This window comes from Actinoplanes subglobosus, from assembly GCF_042650585.1.
Classification (GTDB): Bacteria; Actinomycetota; Actinomycetes; order Mycobacteriales; family Micromonosporaceae; genus Actinoplanes; species Actinoplanes subglobosus.
The window spans coordinates 450,819-469,458 of sequence record NZ_JBHSBL010000006.1 but is presented as its reverse complement, the minus strand read 5'-3'; the positions used below and the strand labels follow the sequence as shown (position 1 = coordinate 469,458).

Below are 18,640 nucleotides of genomic sequence, written 5' to 3'. Positions count from 1 at the left end.
TCAGCCCTTCTTTTCCACGAGCTCGACGAACCGGTCGAACAGGTAGTCGGCGTCGTGCGGGCCGGCGGCGGCCTCGGGGTGGTACTGGACGGTGAAGGCCGGGACCTCCAGGCCCCGCAGGCCCTCGACCACGTTGTCGTTCAGGCAGACGTGCGAGACCTCGACACCACCGAACTCGGTGTCGATGCGCTCGCCGAGCGGGGCGTCAACGGCGAAACCGTGGTTGTGGCTGGTCACCTCGACCTTGCCGGTGGTCTTGTCGAGGACCGGCTGGTTGATGCCGCGGTGGCCGTACCCCAGCTTGTAGGTCCCGAAGCCGAGCGCGCGGCCGAGGATCTGGCTGCCGAAGCAGATGCCGAAGAGCGGCACCTGCCGGCGCATGACCTCGCGCGCCAGCGCGACCGGGCCGTCGGCGGTCGCCGGGTCGCCGGGGCCGGGTGAGAAGAACACCGCGTCCGGGCCGACCGCGAGCAGGTCCTCGATCGACGCGGAGGCCGGGAAGACGTGCGTGGTCACGCCGCGAGCGGCCAGCCGGCGCGAGACGTTGCGCTTGATGCCCAGGTCGAGCGCGGCGACCGTGTAGCGGTGCTCGCCCTCGGCCTTCACCGTGTACAGCTCCGGGGTGGTGACCTGGGCGGACAGGTCGGCGCCGAGCATCTGCGGCTGGGCCAGGACCCGCTGCTGGAGCGCGCGCGGGTCGAGGTCGACCGAGGAGATGCCGACCCGCATGGCACCGCGCTCGCGCAGGTGGCGGGTGAGGGCCCGGGTGTCGACGCCGCTGATGCCGACGACGCCCTCGGCCTTGAGCCGGTCACCGAGGTCGCCGGTGGAGCGCCAGTTGGAGGGACGGCGGGCCGGGTCGCGGACCACGTAGCCGGCCACCCAGATGCGGTCCGACTCGTCGTCCTCGTCGTTGACGCCGGTGTTGCCGATCTGCGGTGCGGTCTGCACCACGACCTGCTTGTGGAACGACGGGTCGGTCAGCGTCTCCTGGTAGCCGGTCATGCCGGTGGTGAACACCGCCTCGCCGAACGTCTCGCCCACCGCGCCGTACGCGAATCCGTGGAACGTGCGACCGTCCTCGAGTACGAGGATCGCCTTGCTCATTTGACTGCCTTCCCGTCCAGAACCGTCGCCTCGCCCCGCAGGAAGGTCGCCACGATGCGACCGGGCAGGGTCATACCCGCGTACGGCGTGTTGCGGCTGCGGCTCGCCAGCTCCGACGGGTCGACGACCCGGCGTGCGGACGGGTCCACCAGCGTCAGGTTCGCCGGGGAGCCGGCACTCAGGTCGCCGCCGTGCCCGGCCAGGCCGGCGATGCGCGCCGGGGCCCGGGACATCCGGTCGGCGATCAGCTCCCACTGCGGGCCGTAGATGCTCAGCACGATCGGCAGCGCCGTCTCCAGGCCGAGCATGCCGGGGCGGGCGTGCGCCCACTCGCATTCCTTGTCCTGCACGGCGTGCGGCGCGTGGTCGGTGGCCACCACGTCGATCACCCCGTCCAGCAGCGCCTGGCGCAGGGCCTCGACGTCGCTGCGCGTACGCAACGGGGGGTTGACCTTGAAGACCGGGTCGTAGCCGGAGGCCAGCTCGTCGGTGAGGAGCAGGTGGTGCGGGGTGACCTCGGCGGTCACCCGGACACCGCGGGCCTTGGCCTGGCGCAGCACCTCGACCGAACCGGCGGTGGAGACGTGGCAGACGTGCAGGCGGCTACCGACGTGCTCGGCGAGCAGCACGTCGCGCGCGATGATCGCCTCCTCGGCGACCGCCGGCCAGCCGGTCAGGCCGAGCCGGGTGCTGACCTCGCCCTCGTGCATCTGGGCGCCCTCGGTGAGCCGGGGCTCCTCGGCGTGCTGGGCGATGACGCCGTCGAACGCCTTCACGTACTCCAGGGCGCGGCGCATCATCTTGGGGTCGGCGACGCAGAAGCCGTCGTCGGAGAAGATCCGCACGGTGGCCGCCGACGTGGCCATCGCGCCGAGCTCGGCCATCTGCCTACCGGCCAGGCCGACCGTGACGGCGCCGATCGGCTGCACGTCGACCAGCCCGGCCTCCCGGCCCAGGCGCCAGACCTGCTCGACCACACCGGCGGTGTCGGCGACCGGCGAGGTGTTCGCCATCGCGCAGACCGCGGTGTAGCCGCCCAGAGCGGCGGCGCGGGAGCCGGTCTCGACGGTCTCGGCGTCCTCCCGGCCGGGCTCACGCAGGTGGGTGTGCACGTCCACGAGTCCGGGCAGCGCGACCAGACCGGCGGCGTCGATGACTTCCGCGCTCTTGTCCGCTTGGTCGGAAATAACGCCATCTTTAAGGAAAAGATCCGTCGGCGCACCGCCGAGAATCGAGACGCCCTTGATCAGGTACGCCATCACTTGCCTCCCAGGAGCAGGTAGAGGACGGCCATCCGGACGCTGACGCCGTTGGCGACCTGTTCGACGATCGTGGAGCGGGGCGAGTCGGCCACCTCGGGCGCGATCTCCATGCCGCGGTTCATCGGGCCGGGGTGCATGACGATCGCGTGCTCCGGCAGCTTCTTCATCCGGACCGTGTCGAGCCCGTAACGGCGGCTGTACTCGCGCGCCGAGGGAAAGTACGAATCCTGCATCCGCTCGGTCTGCACCCGCAGCATCATGACCACGTCGCTGTCCGGCAACACCGCGTCCAGGTCGTAGGACACCTGCGTCTTCTCCGACAGCGCCGCGGCGACGTCGAGCGGGATGAGCGTGGGCGGGCCGACCAGGGTGACCTGCGCGCCGAGCGTGGTCAGGAGCAGCACGTTCGACCGGGCGACCCGGCTGTGCAGCACGTCGCCGACGATCGCGACCTTCAGGCCGTCGAGACGGCCGAGACGGGACCTCATCGTGTACGCGTCGAGCAGCGCCTGCGTCGGGTGCTCATGGGTGCCGTCGCCGGCGTTGACCACCGAACCGTCCACCCATTTCGACAGCTGGTGCGGCGCGCCACTGGCCGAGTGCCGGATGACCACGGCGTCGGCGCCCATCGCCTGGAGGGTCAGCGCGGTGTCCTTGAGGCTCTCCCCCTTGGACACGCTGGAGCCCTTGGCGGAGAAGTTGATGACGTCGGCGGAGAGGCGCTTGGCCGCCGCCTCGAAGGAGATCCGGGTGCGCGTCGAGTCCTCGTAGAAGAGGTTGACCACGGTGCGGCCACGCAGTGCGGGCAGCTTCTTCACCTCGCGGCCGGACAGTGCGGCCATCTCGGCGGCGGTGTCCAGGATCAGCGTGGCGGTCGCGGCGTCCAGGTCGGCGGCGGAGCGCAGGTGCTTGATCACGAGAGGCCTCCGAGCAGCTTGACCTCGTCGGCGCCGTCGGCCTCGGTGAGGGTCACCTTGACGCTCTCGCTGAGCGCGGTCGGAATGTTCTTGCCCACGTAGTCGGCGCGGATCGGCAACTGCCGGTGACCGCGATCGACCAGCACCGCGAGCTGCACCGAGCTGGGCCGGCCGACGTCGTTGAGCGCGTCGAGCGCGGCACGCACCGAGCGGCCGGAGAAGAGCACGTCGTCGACGAGGATGACCCGCAGGCCGTCGATGCCACCGGGCGGCAGCTCGGTGCGGCCGAGCGCGCGGGTGGCCTTGAGGCGCAGGTCGTCGCGGTAGAGCGTGATGTCGAGGGAGCCGACCGGGACCTCGACGCCCTCGAAGGCGTGAATCCGGGCGGCGAGGCGGTGCGCGAGCGGGACGCCCCGGGTCGGGATGCCGAGCAGCACGGTCCCGGTGGCGCCGGAGGTCTTCTCGAGAATCTGATGGGCGATCCGGTCGACGACCCGGTGCAGGTCGGACTCCGCCAGAATGATCTTGCTGGGTGTGTCTGCACGTGGTTGTGCCACGGCGGACCTCCTTCCCCGCCTCACGGGACGGGTCGTTAAAGGATGTCGGTCGGGTCCTGTTGGCTGAAGACCCGATGGCTGACGCTACGTTATCAGTGGACGCGGCGTTGGCCATGGTGACGTGCCTGACTGAAGCAAAGCGGACAAATCCCACCGTCTAGGGATACAGCCGGTAACTTTGGTGCGCCTCGCACGACTCATCGGTAACCAACACTTGACCGGCGGTCGCAAACTCCGTACCGTCACGCAGCGTAGCGATCCGCGAGGAAAAGAACCCTCCGGGCCAGCACAGTACCGGGAGTGTCCGTATGCCGTCTGAGTACGCGAAGTCGCTGGGCGCCCGCCTGCGCTCCATCCGTCAGCAGCAGGGCCTGTCCCTGCAGGGCGTCGAAGAGAAGTCCAACGGCCGCTGGAAGGCGGTCGTCGTGGGCTCCTACGAGCGCGGCGACCGCGCCGTCACCGTGTCGCGTCTGGCCGAACTGGCCGACTTCTACCGTGTGCCCGTCTCCGAGCTCCTGCCCGACGGCAGTGGCATCCGGCTCGAGGCCACCAACAAGATCGTCCTGGACCTCGAGAAGCTGTACGACACCACGGGTGAAGACCTCGCCTACGTGGCGCGGTACGCCCGGGCGATCCAGCAGCAGCGTGGCGACTACAACGGTCGTGTCCTCTCCATTCGGGCCGACGACCTGCGGGCTCTCGCCATCGTCTACGACATCTCGCCGTCCGGCCTCATCGAGCGCCTGACCGAGCAGGGCGTCCTGGTCGCCGACCCGCGCGCCTTCTTCGCCAGCTGACCTGCGGCCGGCTCAACAAAATCAGCAACACCCAGTAGCGCCCCCCGCAAAGCCCGCGTCCCCCCGACGCGGGCTTTCGCCATTCTCGGCGCTCTCCGACCCCGGTGAACCCCGGACGCGCCGTTCCCGTAGACATCGACATGGCTGATCTCCGGGAACTCGGAACCCCTGGTCGCTGCCCGGTGACCGGCCGATCCGGAGGGTCACGCGGATCTCGTCGCTCTCCGTCGCCGACACGGGCGCCGGCAGCCGCGGAACCCACATCTTCGGGCCGGAACAGGCAGACGTGGGCGTCGGCGGACACAGAGAAGGCCCGGACCGATGGTCCGGGCCCACCTGACAGGGCTCAGCGAGTGGCGAAAGCGGCGATCCGGTCCAGCAACCCGTTGAGGAAGCGCGGGCTGTCGTCGGTCGACATCTCCCTCGCCAGCTCGACCGCCTCGGTGATCGCCACCGGATCGTCCACGTCCGGCTCGAAGAGCAGCTCGTAGACGGCGATCCGGGCGAGGTTGCGGTCGACCGTCGGCATGCGGTCGATCGTCCACCCCTCGGCGTAGCTGGCGATCAGCTCGTCGATGCGGTCGAGGTGCTTGGCCACACCCTCGATGAGCGTCTTCGAATACTCGAGGTGCTCGGGGTGCGGCTTCGCGATCCGGTCCAGGTACGTCAGCAGCACCTGGCTCGGCGGTAGGTCACGCAGGTCTGCCTCGAAGAGGACGTCCAGCGCTCGCTTGCGGGCCTTGCGACGCGCGAGCCGTTCCTTCTTGGGACCTTCAGCCATCAGCTGCGGCCGAGGTAGCGGCCGTCGCGGGTGTCGACCTTGATCTTCTCACCGGTGGTGATGAAGAGCGGAACCTGAACCGTGGCGCCGGTCTCGACGGTCGCCGGCTTGGTGCCGCCGGTCGAACGGTCGCCCTGCAGGCCCGGCTCGGTGTAGGTGACCTCGAGGAACACGCTGGTCGGCAGCTCGATGTAGAGCGGCACACCCTCGTGCAGCGCGACCGTGACCTCGGCCTCGGCCAGCAGGTAGTTGGCGTTGTCACCGACCGTGGCGCCGGAGACGTGGATCTGGTCGTAGGTGTCCAGGTCCATGAAGACGAAGTCCTCACCGTCCTGGTACAGATACTGCATCGTGCGCTTGTCCACGGTCGCGGTTTCGACCTTGGTGCCCGCGTTGAAGGTCTTGTCGACGACCTTGCCGGACAGCACGTGCTTCAGCGTGGTCCGCACGAAGGCCGGACCCTTACCTGGCTTGACGTGCTGGAACTCAACGACGGACCACAGCTCCTTGTCGAGGTTGAGAACCAGGCCGTTCTTCAGGTCGTTGGTGGAAGCCATGTCCTGCCTTGATCTTGACGCGAATCGGTGACCGAACCACTCTACCGGCGCGAACCTGGCCGGAGCGAATCGGGCCTACCGTGCGATGTGCTCCAGTGCCAGGCGATATCCGTCGAAACCCAGGCCGGCGATCACTCCGGTGGCGACCGGGGAGATGACCGAGCGGTGCCGGAACTCCTCACGGGTGTGGACGTTGGAGATGTGCACCTCGACCAGCTTGCCGCGCAGCATCGCGCAGGCGTCCCGGACCGCGTAGTTGTAGTGCGTCCAGGCGCCGGGGTTGAGCACCACGTCGGCGCCCTCGTCGGCGGCCTGGTAGAGCCACTCCAGCATCTCGTGCTCGGCGTTGGTCTGCCGCACCTCGACGGACAGGCCCAGGTCGTCGGCGACGGTCTGGCACATCTCGACCAGGTCCTGATAGGTCGACGAGCCGTAGATCCCCGGCTCGCGCAGGCCCAGCCGGCCCAGGTTCGGCCCGTTCAGCACGTAGATCATCGGGCCACCGCCGCGTACGCCTCGCGCAGCAGATCCTCGTCCGGCCCGGCCAGGATGCCCGGCTTCGCCAGGCCGTCCAGAACCACGAACCGCAGGGTGGCGGCCCGCGCCTTCTTGTCGACGCGCATGGCGGGCAGCAGGTCCGCCCAGGCCTCCTCGGGGTACGCCGTGGGCAGCCCCAGCGACTCCAGGATCGTCCGGTGCCGGTCGGCGGTCGCGGCGTCCAGCCGCCCGGTGAGCCGGCCCAGCTCGGCCGCGAAGATCAGGCCCACCGCGATGGCGTGTCCATGCTTCCAGGTGTATTTCTCGCGTCGCTCGATCGCGTGACCCAGCGTGTGCCCGTAGTTGAGGATCTCCCGCAGGCCGGACTCCTTGAGGTCGACCCCGACCACGTCGGCCTTCACCTGGATCTTGCGCTCGACCAGCTCGCGCAGCACGTCACCGCGCGGGTCGAGAGCGGCGGCCGGATCGGCCTCGACCAGCTCCAGGATCCGCGGGTCGGCGATGAAACCGCCCTTGACCACCTCGGCCAGGCCGGCCGCGATGTCCTCGGCGGGCAGCGTGTCGAGCGCGTCCAGGTCGCAGAGCACCCCGGCGGGCGGGTGGAAGGCACCGACCAGGTTCTTGCCGGCGGCGATGTTGACGGCGGTCTTGCCGCCGACGGCGGCGTCGACCATGCCGGCCACCGACGTGGAGACCGGCACCCATCGGACACCGCGGAGCCAGGCCGCCGCGACATAGCCGGCGAGGTCGGTGGTCGCTCCACCACCGACACCCACGACCACGTCGGTACGGGTGAAGCCCGCGGCCCCGAGAGCGTCCCAGCACCGGGCGGCGACCTCGATCGACTTGCCCCGCTCGGCGTCGGGAACCTCGATCGGCACCACGGTCACGTCACCGGCCGACTTCGCGACGGCCTCGGCACGCTCGCGGAGCGTCGGCGGGTGCAGCACCGCCACCCGGGCCGCGCCCTCGATCATCGCGGGCAGCTCGCCCGCCAGCCCTCGACCCACGACCACGTCATATGGACGGTCGCCCGTCACCGGAATCCGCGTCACCACGGGCTACACCCTATGCGTACCCCTGCGGGCCTCCATGGGGTTATATACAGATGACCCCAGTCGGGTTACACATGACGCATGCCGAAAATCAACGTGTACCTGCCGGACGACCTCGCCGAATCGGTGCGCGAGACAGGCCTGCCCGTCTCGCCGATCTGCCAGCGCGCCCTGGAGCAGGCGGTCCGCCGGATCACCACGATCCGCCAGGCCGTCCTGACCGACGTCGACCCGGCCTGGCTCGCCGAGCGCCTGCCCACCTTCACCGCCCGCCTGATCAACACCCTCAACCTGGCCGCCACCCGGGCCCGCGAGACCGGCGCCGACTCGGTCACCACCGGTGACCTGCTGCACGGCTTGCTGGCCGAGGGGCACAACCTGGGCCTGCAGATCCTCACCGCGATGGACGTCACCCCGGCCTCGCTGACCGCCCCGTCCACGCCCGAGCCGCCGGCCGCCCCCGGTGCCCTGCGGTTCAGCGCGGCCGCCGCCGTGGCCCTGGAGCTCAGCGTCGGTGAGGCGATCGGATTCGGGCACAACTACGTGGGCTGCGAGCACCTGCTCGTCGGCCTGGCCGCCGAGCCCGACGGTGCCGCCGGAGAGCTGCTCCGCTCCCGCGGCGTCGACGGCAAGGCTGCCCGCCGGACCGTCGCCGCCGCCGTCGCCGGATACGCCCACCACCTGCGGTCCACCACCGCCGACCAGACCGCCCCGCCGGTCCTGCTGAACGCTGTCCGCGCCGAACTCGCTCCCCTCGTCCGGCGCATCGAACAACTGGAGCAACAGCTCACCGCAAACCGCTGATCTTCCCGTTGCGGTCACCCGATACTCTCGCTGACCGCAACGGGGGGTTCATTCACATGGGTATCGATCGACGTACGGTCACGCGCCGGGCACTTCTGGCCACCGGCGGGGTCGCGGTGGGGGCGCTCGGTGCGGTCGGGCTGCCCCGCCTGTTCGGGTGGGACCGGCCACCGCTCAGCGGCGGCTACGCGGCGGCCGCGGACGCGCCGGGCGACCTGCAGCACCCGGGCCTCTCGGTCCGCTACTACGTGGAGACCGACGAGCCGGTGGTGGCGTTCACCTTCGACGACGGTCCCGCACCGGACTGGACGCCGATGGTGCTCGACGCCCTCGACGAGGCCTCGGTCCCGGCCACGTTCTTCATGGTCGGGCGCAACCTGGAGGCCCACGCCGACCTGGTCCGCGACCGGATGGGCCGGCACGAGATCGGCAACCATTCCTGGTCGCACGACGACCTCGCCACCCTCGACCGGGCCGGCGTGCAGAGCGAGCTGTCCAGGACCCACGACATGATCAAGCAGGTGTTCGGGCGCACGCCGACACTGATGCGACCACCCTACGGGCACCTCGGCGGTTCGACGGTGCTGGCCGCCGACTGCATGGGCTACGACATCGTGCTGTGGTCGCACCTGATGCGCGAGCTGTATTTCGAGAAGGACCCGGACGGGCAGGTGCGCGACATCGTCGACAACGTCCGGCCGGGCTCGATCGTCCTGGCACACGACACCGGCAAACCCCACCGGCTCGTGTCACTGCGCGGGCTCGGCGCCATGTTCGCCGGCCTCAAGGCGCGGGGCTTCCGCCTCGTCACCGTCCCCGAGCTGCTCGCCCTGGAGAAGAAGAAGCCGACGCCCTCGGCCGTCTAGACGCCGCGGAGCAGGGCGACGACCTCGGCCGTCACGTCCTGCTCGTCGCGGCCGTCGGTGGCCAGCGTGTGGGTGGCCACCTCGAGATAGAGCGGGCGACGCTGGTCGAGCAGATATTTCAGGGTGGCCCGCGGGTTCATCGCCAGCAGCGGACGGCCGGCACCCAGCCCGACCCGTTTGATCGCGTCGCTCAGCTCGACGGACAGGAAGACGACCGTGTGGGCGGTGAGGATCTTCCGCGTACCCTCGTCGAGAATCGCTCCACCGCCCAGGGCGAGGATCCCGCCGAACGTCTCCAGGGACGACGCCACGACCTCGCGCTCCAGGGCGCGGAACGCGGCCTCGCCGTCGTCGACGAAGATCTCCGGGATCGGCTTGCCGGCCCGCTCCTCGATGATCGCGTCGGTGTCGGCGAAGGCGACGCCGAGCTCCGCGGCGACCGCCTTGCCGATGGTGGTCTTACCGGCGCCCATGACGCCGACGAAGACCGCGACCGGAGCCATCAGTGGATGATCAGATTGTCGAGGTACGACCGCAGGTTGCGCCGGATCTCGTCGACCGAGTCACCGCCGAACTTCTCCGTCGCCGCCTCGGCCAGGACCAGCGCGACCATCGCCTCGGCCACGATCGCACCGGCTGGAACCGCACAGACGTCGGACCGCTGGTTGATCGCCGTGGCCGGCTCACCGGTCACGATGTCGACGGTCTGCAGCGCCCGGTTGAGCGACGAGATCGGCTTCAGCGCGGCACGCACCCGCAGCGGCTCGCCGTTGGTGATGCCGCCCTCCAGGCCACCGGCCCGGTCGGTCACCCGCTTCACCCCGTCGGGCGTCGGCACGATCTCGTCGTGCGCCACCGAACCCCGCGAGCGGGCCTGGGTGAAGCCGTCGCCGATCTCCACGCCCTTGACCGACTGGATCGACATGAGCGCCGTGGCCAGGCGGGCGTCGAGCTTGCGGTCCCACTGCACGTGCGAGCCGAGGCCCGGCGGCACGTTGTAGGCCAGCACCTCGACGATGCCGCCGAGGGTGTCGGCATCCTGTTTCGCCGCGTCGACCTCGGCCACCATGCGGGCGCTGGCCTCCGGGTCGAGGCAGCGCAGCGGGTCCTCGTCGATCCGGTCGAAGTCGTCGGGCGTCGGCAGCACGCCGGGCTTGGCGGCGACCGAACCCAGCTCGATCACGTGCGAGACGATCTCGATGCCGAGTGCCTGCCTGATCAGCTGCTTGGCGACCACACCGACGGCGACACGGGCCGCGGTCTCCCGGGCGCTCGCGCGCTCCAGGATCGGGCGGGCGTCGGTGTGCCCGTATTTCTGCATGCCGGCCAGGTCGGCGTGGCCCGGGCGCGGGCGGGTCAGAGCGGCGTTGCGCGACTGCGCGGCCAGCACCTCCGGGTCCACCGGGTCGGCCGCCATCACGGTCTCCCACTTGGGCCACTCGGTGTTGCCGATCCGGATCGCCACCGGCGACCCCTGCGTCACCCCGTGACGGATGCCACCGATGAGCTCGAGCTCGTCCTTCTCGAACTTCATCCGCGCCCCACGGCCGTAGCCGAGACGACGCCGCACCAGGTCACGGGTGATGTCAGCGCTCGTCACCTCGATCCCGGCGGGGACACCCTCGAGCAGCGCGACGAGCGCCGGTCCGTGCGATTCACCTGCAGTAAGCCAGCGCAACACCGCAACAGTCTGGCACGGCGCCCACACCCGGCGGCACGAGGCCGGACGCATCCCGCCTGACGGACACCGGCTATCGGGTCACCCGCGCTCGGCGACGGCCTCGCCGAGCGCCGTCCGCATCGCCTCCTGGGGAGCCTCCGGCACCCCGGTGAACTGCTCGAACTGGCTGAGCGCCTGAGCCAGCAGCAGGTCCAGCCCGGAGACCACGGGAATGTCGTGCTTCGTGGCGGAGGCGGCCAGCGGCGTCGGCCACGGGTCGTAGAGGGCGTCGAAATACACACTGCCGGGTCGCCAGACGACCCGCTCGGCCAGGTCGTCGGCGGCCCCCTTGGGCACCGTCGACAGGATCGCCTCGGCGTCGAACGCGCCCTCCGCGTCGGCCCAGGCGACACCGTTGAGGGTCAGGCCGAGCGCCACCGCCACCGGGCCCAGCTCCTCGCGGGCCTCCGGACGGCGGGTGACCACGGTGACCGCCTCGGCGCCCAGCTCGGCAGCGGCGGCCAGAGCCGCCCGGGCCGTGCCGCCACCGCCGAGCACGGTGATCCGCGGCGGCGCCTCCTTGACCGCGTGGCGGCCACGGCTCAGACCGAGGCCGGCCTCCCGCAGCACGTGCACCATGCCGGGGACGTCGGTGTTGTCGGCGTGCCAGGACCCGTCCGGCTGGCGGACGAGGGTGTTGGCCACACCGGCCGCGATGGCGACCGGGGACGCCGAGGTGGCCAGGCGCAGCCCGGCCTCCTTGAGCGGCATGGTCAGCGACAGGCCGGCCCACTCCGGGCCCAGGCCGGCCACCAGGTCCGGCAGCTCGGACTCGGCGCATTCGATCGCCTCGTACGACCACCCGGTCAGCCCGGCAGCGGCGAACCCGGCATTGTGGATCACCGGGGAGAGCGAGTGTGCGATCGGCTTACCGCACACGGCGGCCTTCCGGCCGCTGGACGGGGTCTCGTCTTGGCTCTGCACCCGGCCCACTTTACGGGGCCGGGTAATCAGCTCACTTGCCGCAGAGGTTGATGCCGTTGGCGCAGGCCTTCTGCACGTTCTTCTGGTGCTCGGCGTCGGTGACCGCGAACGCGGACTTGCCGCTCTTGTCGACCGCCACGAAGAACAGCCACGGCCCGTTCGTCGGGTTCATCGCGCCGACCAGCGCCGCCTTGCCGGGGCTGTTGATCGGACCGATCGGCAGACCCTTCACGATCTCCGTGTTGTACGGGTTCTTCGGGTCCTCCATCTCCTTCTTCAGGAGGTTGCCCGAATGCTTGGGGTCCTTGCCGTTCAGCTCGAGCCAGTAGTTGGTGGTGACGTCGAACTGGAGGGGCATGTCCTTGACGTAGGCCCGGTTGTACGCCACCCGCGAGACCTTGGGCAGGTCAGCGGCGATGCCGGCTTCGGCCTGCGACAGCGACGCCACGATCAGTGCCTCGTAGGGCGACACCTTCCGGTTCTTCTGCACCTCGTCGGCGAAGCTCATGTCACCGGTGACGGTCAGGAAGTGGTCCACCATCGTGCGCAGCGCCTGCGTGGCGGTCACCTTGGGGTCGAACTCGTAGGTGTCGGGGAAGAGGAAACCCTCGGCGGTCTTGGACACCTGCTTGCCGTCGCCGCGGTTGAACCACCAGTCCGGCACGCCGAGCGCCACCGGGTCCTTCGCCGCCTCCTCGAAGTCCTTCACCGGGATGCCGGTGGCCTTGGAGAGCAGCTGGTAGGTCTGCTTGGCGGTCTTGCCCTCGGGGATCGTCACGCCTTTGCTGAGCCGCGTGTTCGGGTCGAGCAACTGGGCGACCGCCTGTTTGGCGGCCATCTGCTTGCGCAGCACATAGGTGCCGGCCTGAATGTTCTTGCTGCGCGGCTCGGCGTCGGCGGCCTCGGTGAACGCCTTTGTGCTCTTCACCACATCAGCCTCGACGAGCTCGTTGCCGATCTCGGTGAGCGACTGGTTCTTCCTGATCGTGACCTCGACCGGAGTGCTGCCGGAACCCTCGTAGTCGGCCGCGACGAAGAAACTGCGGACCTTGGTGTAACCGAAGTAGACACCACCGCCCAGAGCCGCGAACAGGAGCAGTGTCATGGTCAGCGCCACCGCCGACTTGCCACGGCCCTTACCGGCCCTGGTACCCCGCCGCGAACCACGCGACTCGGCGTCCTCTTCGAACGCCACATCCAGTTCGTCGATCATCTCGTCTGCCTCCGCTGCCCGTCCGGCCGACTCCGGTCAGAACACGACCAGCACTGACGCGCACCATACCCACATCGATGCCTTCGCGCCCACCCCTGCGTCCCTGCCTAACGCGCTGTGGCCGACCGGAGCAACTCCGGCCGGCCACAGCACCCGTCTGAGGGTCAGCAGATCGGGATACCGTTCTTACAGGCGATCTGAATGTTGGCGTTGTGCTCGTCGAAGGTCTTGCCGTAGGCCATGGTCCCCTTCGCGTCGATCGTCACGAAGAAGAAGTACGGACTCTTCGGCGCCTCGATGGCACCCTTCAGGGCCAGCTCACCCGGGTTGCTGATCGGGCCGATCGACATGCCCGGCGCGTTGTACCGGTACGGGTTGTCGTCGCCGTGCAGCTCGTCGATCGTGAGCTTCTCGGAGGACTTGCCCTCCTTGCCGTTCAGCCGCAGCCAGTAGTTGACCGTGCTGTCCAGCTGGAGGCAGCCGCAGGGGAAATCACCCGAGTACGCCCGGTTGTACAGCACCCGCGACACCGGGGCCATGTCCTCCGGCAGCAGCGCCTCGACCTGCGTGATCGAGGCGGCGACCAGTGCCTCGTACGGCGAGATGTTGAATTTGGTCTTGGCCGTCTCGACGAAGTTCAGCTTGGTCATCTCCGCGTTGAACTTGACGATGACCTGCTTGAGGATCGCGGTCGCGTTCGGGTTCTTGTCCGGGATCTCGTAGGTCGCCGGATAGAGGAAGCCCTCGATGTTGGACTTGTCGACCTTCTTGCCGTCGGTCCGCTTGAGCCACTCCGCCGAGACGCCGAGTTTCGAGATGTCCGCGGCGGCCTTCTCGAAGTCCTCGTACTTGAGGCCGCTGGCCTTCGCGAAGGCATCGAAGACCTGCATCTTCGTCCAGCCCTCGGGGATCGTGACCGCGCCCTCGACGTACTTGTTCTTCAGGTCCAGCAGCATGCTCACCGCGTCGCTGGCCTTCATCTCCTTGCGGAGCTTGTACTGCCCGACCTGGATGTCGGTGCTGTCCGGGTTCTCGTTCGCGGCGTTCACGAACGCCCGGGCGCTCTTGACCACACCCTGGGCGTAGAGCGTGTCGGCGATCGCGGAGGCGGTGTCGTTCTTCTTCACCTCGACGATCACCTCACCGCTGCCGGGACCGTCGAAGTCGGCGGCCAGGAAACGTCCGGAGAAGCGGTCGTAGCCATACCAGGCGCCGCCGCCGAGGACGCCGAACAGCAGCAGGACCATGACGAAGGCGACGACGGAGCGGCCCTTCCCCTCCTTACGGCGGTGACGCCACCGCCCGGGGTCCGGGTTGCTCTCGAACCTGAGTTCCATCTGGTCGCTCAATTAAGTCTGCCTCCGCTGCGCGTCCAGCCAACGCTGCAGGATCTCCACAGCCGCCGCCTGGTCCACCACCGCCCGCTGGCGCTTGCCCTTCACACCGCGCTCCGAGAGCCGCCGGCTCGCCACGACCGTCGACATCCGTTCGTCGGTCAGGTGCACCGGCACCGGCGCGAGCACCGCGCCGAGCCGTTCCGCGTACGCCCGGACGTGACCGGCCGCCACGCCCTCGCGCCCGTTGAGGGCCACCGGGAGCCCGACGACGACCTCGGTCGCCTCGTGCTCGGCCACCAGACGGGCCAGTTCCACCATGTCCTTCGGAGTGCCGTCGTCACCGGTCTCCCGGTCCCGCGGCACGGTCACCACCGGGCTGGCCAGGATGCCGTCCGGGTCGCACTTGGCGACACCGACACGTACCTGACCCACGTCCACACCCAGGCGGACGCCCCGAGCGAAGCGCATGATCACGCTCCCACCCTGCACAGCAGCAACCCGCATCTCCTGTCCCCGATTACGCATTGATGCGAAGACCAGCGATCAATCTCTTCGATGATCGTCACCGATCGCGACCAAGAGCTTAGCCCCCTCGCTGGCCGGAGCGCCGCTACCCGGGGCAAGGCCTAAAGATCCGCTAAGAAACGGAGTACCCAAACGGCAGGCGCCGCTCACCCACCGTCACACGAAAGCGCTCCGGAGAAACTCCGGAGCGCTCTCGACAGATGGGACTCACGCCTTGTCGGCGACCGCCTGCTCGATCGCCGCGATCAGGCGCGGCGCCTCCTCCGCCGGAAGGCCGCCACCCTGCGCCAGGTCGGCGTTGCCGCCACCCCGGCCGGACAACGCCGCCTTCACCAGGTCCTGCGCGGAGATGCCACGGCTCTTCGCCGCGCCGTTGATCGCGACGATCAGCGACGCCTTGCCGTTGGACCGGGAGGTCACCGCGACCACCGCGGGACGCGCCGCGTCGATCTTGCCGCGGATCTCCTGCGCCAGCGTCCGCACGTCGTTACCGGCCGCGCCCTCCGGCGCCTCGGTGCCCACATACGCCACACCACGCACGTCCTTCGCCTGGCCGGCCAGTGCGGCCGCCCCGCCGAGGACCATCTGCGCCCGCAGCTTCTCCAACTCCTTCTCCGCGTCGCGCAGCGCCGTGACGGTCTGCTCGACCCGGTCGGCGACCTGCTCGCCGGGCACCCGGAACAGGTCGGCGAGACGGGACACCAGCAGGTGCTCCTTCGCCAGGAAGCTGAACGCGTCCAGGCCGACGAGCGCCTCCACCCGGCGGACCCCGGAGCCGATCGACGACTCGTTGAGGATCTTCACCAGACCGAGCTGGCCGGAACGCGCCACGTGCGTGCCACCGCACAGCTCACGGGCGTAGTCGCCGACCTCGACCACCCGGACCTCGTCGCCGTACTTCTCGCCGAACAGCGCCATCGCGCCGAGCCGCCGCGCCTCCTCCTGCGAGGTGACGAACGCGTTGACCTCGAGGTCGCGCAGCAGCACCTCGTTGATCTGCTGCTCGACGTCGAACAGCACCGACGGGTTCACCGCGCCCGGCGTGTGGAAGTCGAACCGCAGCCGGCCCGGCGCGTTCAGCGAACCCGCCTGGGTCGCCGACTCGCCGAGGAAGTTACGCATCGTCTGGTGCACCAGGTGCGTCGCCGTGTGCGACCGGGAGATCGCCTTACGCCGGTTCACGTCGATCTCGGCCAGCGCCGTCTCGCCCGCGCGCACCTCGCCCTGGACCACCCGCGCCTTGTGCACGATCAGGCCCGGCAGCGGCTGCTGCACGTCGACGATCTCCAGCCGGCCGCCGCCCACGTTGATCACACCCGAGTCGGCCTGCTGGCCACCGCCCTCCGCATAGAACGGGGTGGTGTCCAGGACCAGCTCGACGAACTCGCCCTCGCCGGCCACCTCGACACGACCGGAGTCGCCGATCAGCGCACGGACCCGCGACTCCCGGGTGATCTCCTGGTAGCCGGTGAACTCCACCGCACCGCCCGCGTCCAGCGCCGACCGGTACGCCGACATGTCCGCGTGGCCCGTCTTGCGCGCCGCCGCGTCCGCCTTCGCCGCCTTCTTCTGCTCCGCCATCAGGCGGCGGAAACCGTCCTGGTCGACCTCCAGGCCCTGCTCCTGCGCGATCTCCAGGGTCAGGTCGATCGGGAAGCCGTACGTGTCGTGCAGTTTGAACGCCTGCGAGCCGGACAGCTGCGACCTGCCCTTGTTCTTGGACTCGGCGATCGCCGAGTCCAGGATCGTGGTGCCCGCCTTCAGCGTGGAGAGGAACGCGTCCTCCTCCGCGTAGGCGTACGTGGAGATCCGGCCGAAGTCCTTCGCCAGCTCCGGGTACGACGGGGACATGCAGTCCCGGGCGATCGGCAGCAGGATCGGCAGCGCCGGCTCCTGCCAGCCGAGCAGGCGGATCGACCGGATCGCCCGGCGCATGATCCGGCGCAGCACGTAGCCACGGCCCTCGTTCGACGGCACGATGCCGTCGCCGATCAGCATCAGCGCGGTACGCACGTGGTCCGCGATCACCCGCAGGCGCACGTCGTCCGGGTGGCTCTCGGACGCCGCGTGGCCGGAGCGCTTGCCGTACTCCTTGCCGGTCATCTCCGCGGCCTTGGCCAGGATCGGCCGGACCTCGTCGATCTCGTACATGTTGTCGACGCCCTGCAGGATCGACGCGATCCGCTCCAGGCCCATGCCGGTGTCGATGTTCTGCTTCGGCAGGTCACCGACGATCGTGAACTCCTCCTTGGAGCGCACGTCGGTGATCTCGTTCTGCATGAAGACCAGGTTCCAGTACTCCAGGTACCGGTCCTCGTCGACCTCCGGGCCGCCCTCCTTGCCGTACGCCGGACCGCGGTCGTAGTACAGCTCCGAGCACGGGCCCGCCGGGCCGGGGATGCCCATCGACCAGAAGTTGTCCTTCTTGCCGCGGCGCACGATCCGCTCCGCCGGCAGGCCGGTCCGCTTCCAGATCTCCATCGCCTCGTCGTCGTCGAGGTAGACGGTCGCCCAGATCTTCTCCGGGTCGAGACCGAAACCACCCTCCGAGACCGGCTTGGTGGACAGCTCCCAGGCCAGCCGGATCGCGTCGGCCTTGAAGTAGTCACCGAACGAGAAGTTGCCGTTCATCTGGAAGAACGTGCCGTGCCGGCTGGTCTTGCCGACCTCGTCGATGTCCGGCGTCCGGATGCACTTCTGCACGCTCGCCGCACGCGAGTACGCCGGGGTCTGCTGCCCCAGGAAGAACGGGACGAACTGCACCATGCCGGCGTTGATGAACAGCAGGTTCGGGTCGTCGATAGCCGGCAGCGGGGCACTCGGGACCACCGTGTGCCCGTTCGCCTCGAAATGCGCCAGGAAGCGCCGCTTGACCTCTGCCGTCTTCATCGATTTCCCTCCTGCGAGCCGGGCTGCGCGTCGTCACGCAGATCGGCGAACTTGTCCTCATACAGCTCACCCGCGGCGAACGCCTCGTGGATCTGCTGCTCCCGCTCGGCCATGCCGTCGCGGACGTCCTCCACGAAGCTACGCAGCGACTCGACGAGGCCGCCAGCGGATTCCGACAGGGAGGTGGCGATGCCGGTCGGAGTGAACTCGTTGGCCTTCTGGTTCAGCTTGCGGACGACGAGGGCGCCGACGGCCAAGCCGACACCGAGCCACAGCAGGCGCTTCATGACGAAGTGATACCTCTCTCGCGGAACAGGCTCAGCGGGCGGCCTTGCGGCGCTGCTTGATCGCGGCGCGAACCTCGCGCTCCTCCTCGGCGGACCGGCGCGCGTTCGCCGCCTTGCGCAGGCCGTAGCCGAACGAGGCGACCTTGACCAGCGGGTTCGCGGCGGCCGCGGAGACGACGGTGACCAGGTTCGCGATGTTCGCGGACACGTTCTGAGCGTGCTCGGTCATCGTGTCGACCTTGGCGAGCTGCACGTTCACACCGTCCAAAGAGACCTGGACCTGTCCGAGTGCGACGTTCACGTTCTCCACCGTGGTGTTCACGTTCGACAACAGCGGGCCGGTCCGGTCCACCGTGTCGTTGATCGCATGGGTCGTGGCGTCGATCGTGCGCCCCAGTTTGAGGATCGGCACGGCCAGCACGAGAACGAGCATCAGAAAGGCGCCCGCCGCGATCAAACCTGCGATATCTCCGGCATCCATGTGGCGCTTTCTCCTCTTCGGGTGGTCACGGTTCGGCGGGTCGACCAACAGACCCTACCGTCC

20 protein-coding genes are annotated in these 18,640 nt (G+C 69.3%); 3 read left to right on the top strand and 17 right to left on the bottom strand.

The window, feature by feature from the left end:
* From carA to pyrR, 4 genes are read right to left on the bottom strand one after another with little or no spacing between them, the layout of a single operon-like run.
* Nucleotides 1–1,107 (bottom strand): glutamine-hydrolyzing carbamoyl-phosphate synthase small subunit, encoded by a 1,107-nt coding sequence (gene carA, locus ACFO0C_RS08335; protein WP_378065965.1) that lies wholly within the window; start codon nt 1,105–1,107, stop codon nt 1–3.
* Nucleotides 1,104–2,369, bottom strand: a complete 1,266-nt coding sequence (locus ACFO0C_RS08330; protein WP_378065964.1) for a dihydroorotase — start codon at nt 2,367–2,369, stop codon at nt 1,104–1,106. The genes carA and ACFO0C_RS08330 overlap by 4 nt, the downstream gene beginning before the upstream one ends.
* The gene (locus ACFO0C_RS08325; protein WP_378065963.1) at nt 2,366–3,286 is read right to left on the bottom strand and encodes an aspartate carbamoyltransferase catalytic subunit; all 921 of its coding nucleotides are present in this window, start codon (nt 3,284–3,286) and stop codon (nt 2,366–2,368) included. The genes ACFO0C_RS08330 and ACFO0C_RS08325 overlap by 4 nt, the downstream gene beginning before the upstream one ends.
* Nucleotides 3,283–3,843 carry a bifunctional pyr operon transcriptional regulator/uracil phosphoribosyltransferase PyrR gene (gene pyrR / locus ACFO0C_RS08320; protein ID WP_378065962.1) on the bottom strand — a complete coding sequence of 187 codons (561 nt, stop codon included), beginning with the start codon at nt 3,841–3,843 and terminating at the stop codon, nt 3,283–3,285. The genes ACFO0C_RS08325 and pyrR overlap by 4 nt, the downstream gene beginning before the upstream one ends.
* 308 nt (nt 3,844–4,151) lie before the next feature.
* On the opposite strand from pyrR, the gene bldD reads away from it, so the two are divergent.
* The gene (gene bldD, locus ACFO0C_RS08315) at nt 4,152–4,640 is read left to right on the top strand and encodes a transcriptional regulator BldD (protein WP_014446326.1); all 489 of its coding nucleotides are present in this window, start codon (nt 4,152–4,154) and stop codon (nt 4,638–4,640) included.
* Between the two features lie 346 nt (nt 4,641–4,986).
* On the opposite strand, the gene nusB is transcribed toward bldD, so the two are convergent.
* The 4 genes from nusB to aroB form a co-directional block, all read right to left on the bottom strand.
* Nucleotides 4,987–5,421: a transcription antitermination factor NusB gene (gene nusB, locus ACFO0C_RS08310; RefSeq protein WP_378065961.1), complete on the bottom strand. Its 435-nt coding sequence runs from the start codon at nt 5,419–5,421 to the stop codon at nt 4,987–4,989.
* Nucleotides 5,421–5,978, bottom strand: a complete 558-nt coding sequence (efp, locus tag ACFO0C_RS08305; RefSeq protein WP_378065960.1) for an elongation factor P — start codon at nt 5,976–5,978, stop codon at nt 5,421–5,423. The genes nusB and efp overlap by 1 nt, the downstream gene beginning before the upstream one ends.
* A 75-nt stretch (nt 5,979–6,053) precedes the next feature.
* On the bottom strand, nt 6,054–6,473 hold the full coding sequence (aroQ, locus tag ACFO0C_RS08300) for a type II 3-dehydroquinate dehydratase (protein WP_378065959.1): 420 nt from the start codon (nt 6,471–6,473) through the stop codon (nt 6,054–6,056).
* Complete coding sequence (aroB, locus tag ACFO0C_RS08295) at nt 6,470–7,534, bottom strand: 3-dehydroquinate synthase (protein ID WP_378065958.1); 1,065 nt, start codon at nt 7,532–7,534, stop codon at nt 6,470–6,472. Before aroB ends, aroQ begins: the two co-directional genes overlap by 4 nt.
* 78 nt (nt 7,535–7,612) lie before the next feature.
* Here aroB and ACFO0C_RS08290 point away from each other — a divergent pair, with 78 nt between their 5' ends.
* Complete coding sequence (locus ACFO0C_RS08290) at nt 7,613–8,335, top strand: Clp protease N-terminal domain-containing protein (RefSeq protein ID WP_378065957.1); 723 nt, start codon at nt 7,613–7,615, stop codon at nt 8,333–8,335.
* Between the two features lie 56 nt (nt 8,336–8,391).
* Entirely contained in the window at nt 8,392–9,201 is an 810-nt protein-coding gene (locus tag ACFO0C_RS08285; protein WP_378065956.1) for a polysaccharide deacetylase family protein, read from the top strand.
* On the opposite strand, the gene ACFO0C_RS08280 is transcribed toward ACFO0C_RS08285, so the two are convergent.
* From ACFO0C_RS08280 to ACFO0C_RS08240, 9 genes are all read right to left on the bottom strand, one after another.
* Complete coding sequence (locus ACFO0C_RS08280; RefSeq protein WP_378065955.1) at nt 9,198–9,704, bottom strand: shikimate kinase; 507 nt, start codon at nt 9,702–9,704, stop codon at nt 9,198–9,200. The two genes, ACFO0C_RS08285 and ACFO0C_RS08280, sit on opposite strands and share 4 nt — an antisense overlap.
* On the bottom strand, nt 9,704–10,882 hold the full coding sequence (aroC, locus tag ACFO0C_RS08275; protein ID WP_378065954.1) for a chorismate synthase: 1,179 nt from the start codon (nt 10,880–10,882) through the stop codon (nt 9,704–9,706). The genes ACFO0C_RS08280 and aroC overlap by 1 nt, the downstream gene beginning before the upstream one ends.
* 78 nt (nt 10,883–10,960) lie before the next feature.
* Nucleotides 10,961–11,845 carry a shikimate dehydrogenase gene (locus ACFO0C_RS08270; RefSeq protein WP_378065953.1) on the bottom strand — a complete coding sequence of 295 codons (885 nt, stop codon included), beginning with the start codon at nt 11,843–11,845 and terminating at the stop codon, nt 10,961–10,963.
* 31 nt (nt 11,846–11,876) lie between these two features.
* A complete protein-coding gene (mltG, locus tag ACFO0C_RS08265; protein ID WP_378065952.1) occupies nt 11,877–13,058 on the bottom strand; it encodes an endolytic transglycosylase MltG in 1,182 nt (393 codons plus the stop codon).
* A 164-nt stretch (nt 13,059–13,222) separates the two neighbouring features.
* Nucleotides 13,223–14,395 (bottom strand): endolytic transglycosylase MltG, encoded by a 1,173-nt coding sequence (gene mltG / locus ACFO0C_RS08260; RefSeq protein WP_378065951.1) that lies wholly within the window; start codon nt 14,393–14,395, stop codon nt 13,223–13,225.
* Nucleotides 14,396–14,407: 12 nt separating this feature from the next.
* On the bottom strand, nt 14,408–14,863 hold the full coding sequence (gene ruvX, locus ACFO0C_RS08255; protein WP_378065950.1) for a Holliday junction resolvase RuvX: 456 nt from the start codon (nt 14,861–14,863) through the stop codon (nt 14,408–14,410).
* Nucleotides 14,864–15,127: 264 nt separating this feature from the next.
* The gene (gene alaS, locus ACFO0C_RS08250; RefSeq protein ID WP_378065949.1) at nt 15,128–17,809 is read right to left on the bottom strand and encodes an alanine--tRNA ligase; all 2,682 of its coding nucleotides are present in this window, start codon (nt 17,807–17,809) and stop codon (nt 15,128–15,130) included.
* Entirely contained in the window at nt 17,806–18,096 is a 291-nt protein-coding gene (locus tag ACFO0C_RS08245; protein ID WP_378065948.1) for a hypothetical protein, read from the bottom strand. Before ACFO0C_RS08245 ends, alaS begins: the two co-directional genes overlap by 4 nt.
* A 31-nt stretch (nt 18,097–18,127) precedes the next feature.
* Entirely contained in the window at nt 18,128–18,577 is a 450-nt protein-coding gene (locus ACFO0C_RS08240) for a DUF948 domain-containing protein (RefSeq protein ID WP_378065947.1), read from the bottom strand.
* Nucleotides 18,578–18,640: the final 63 nt, after the last annotated feature.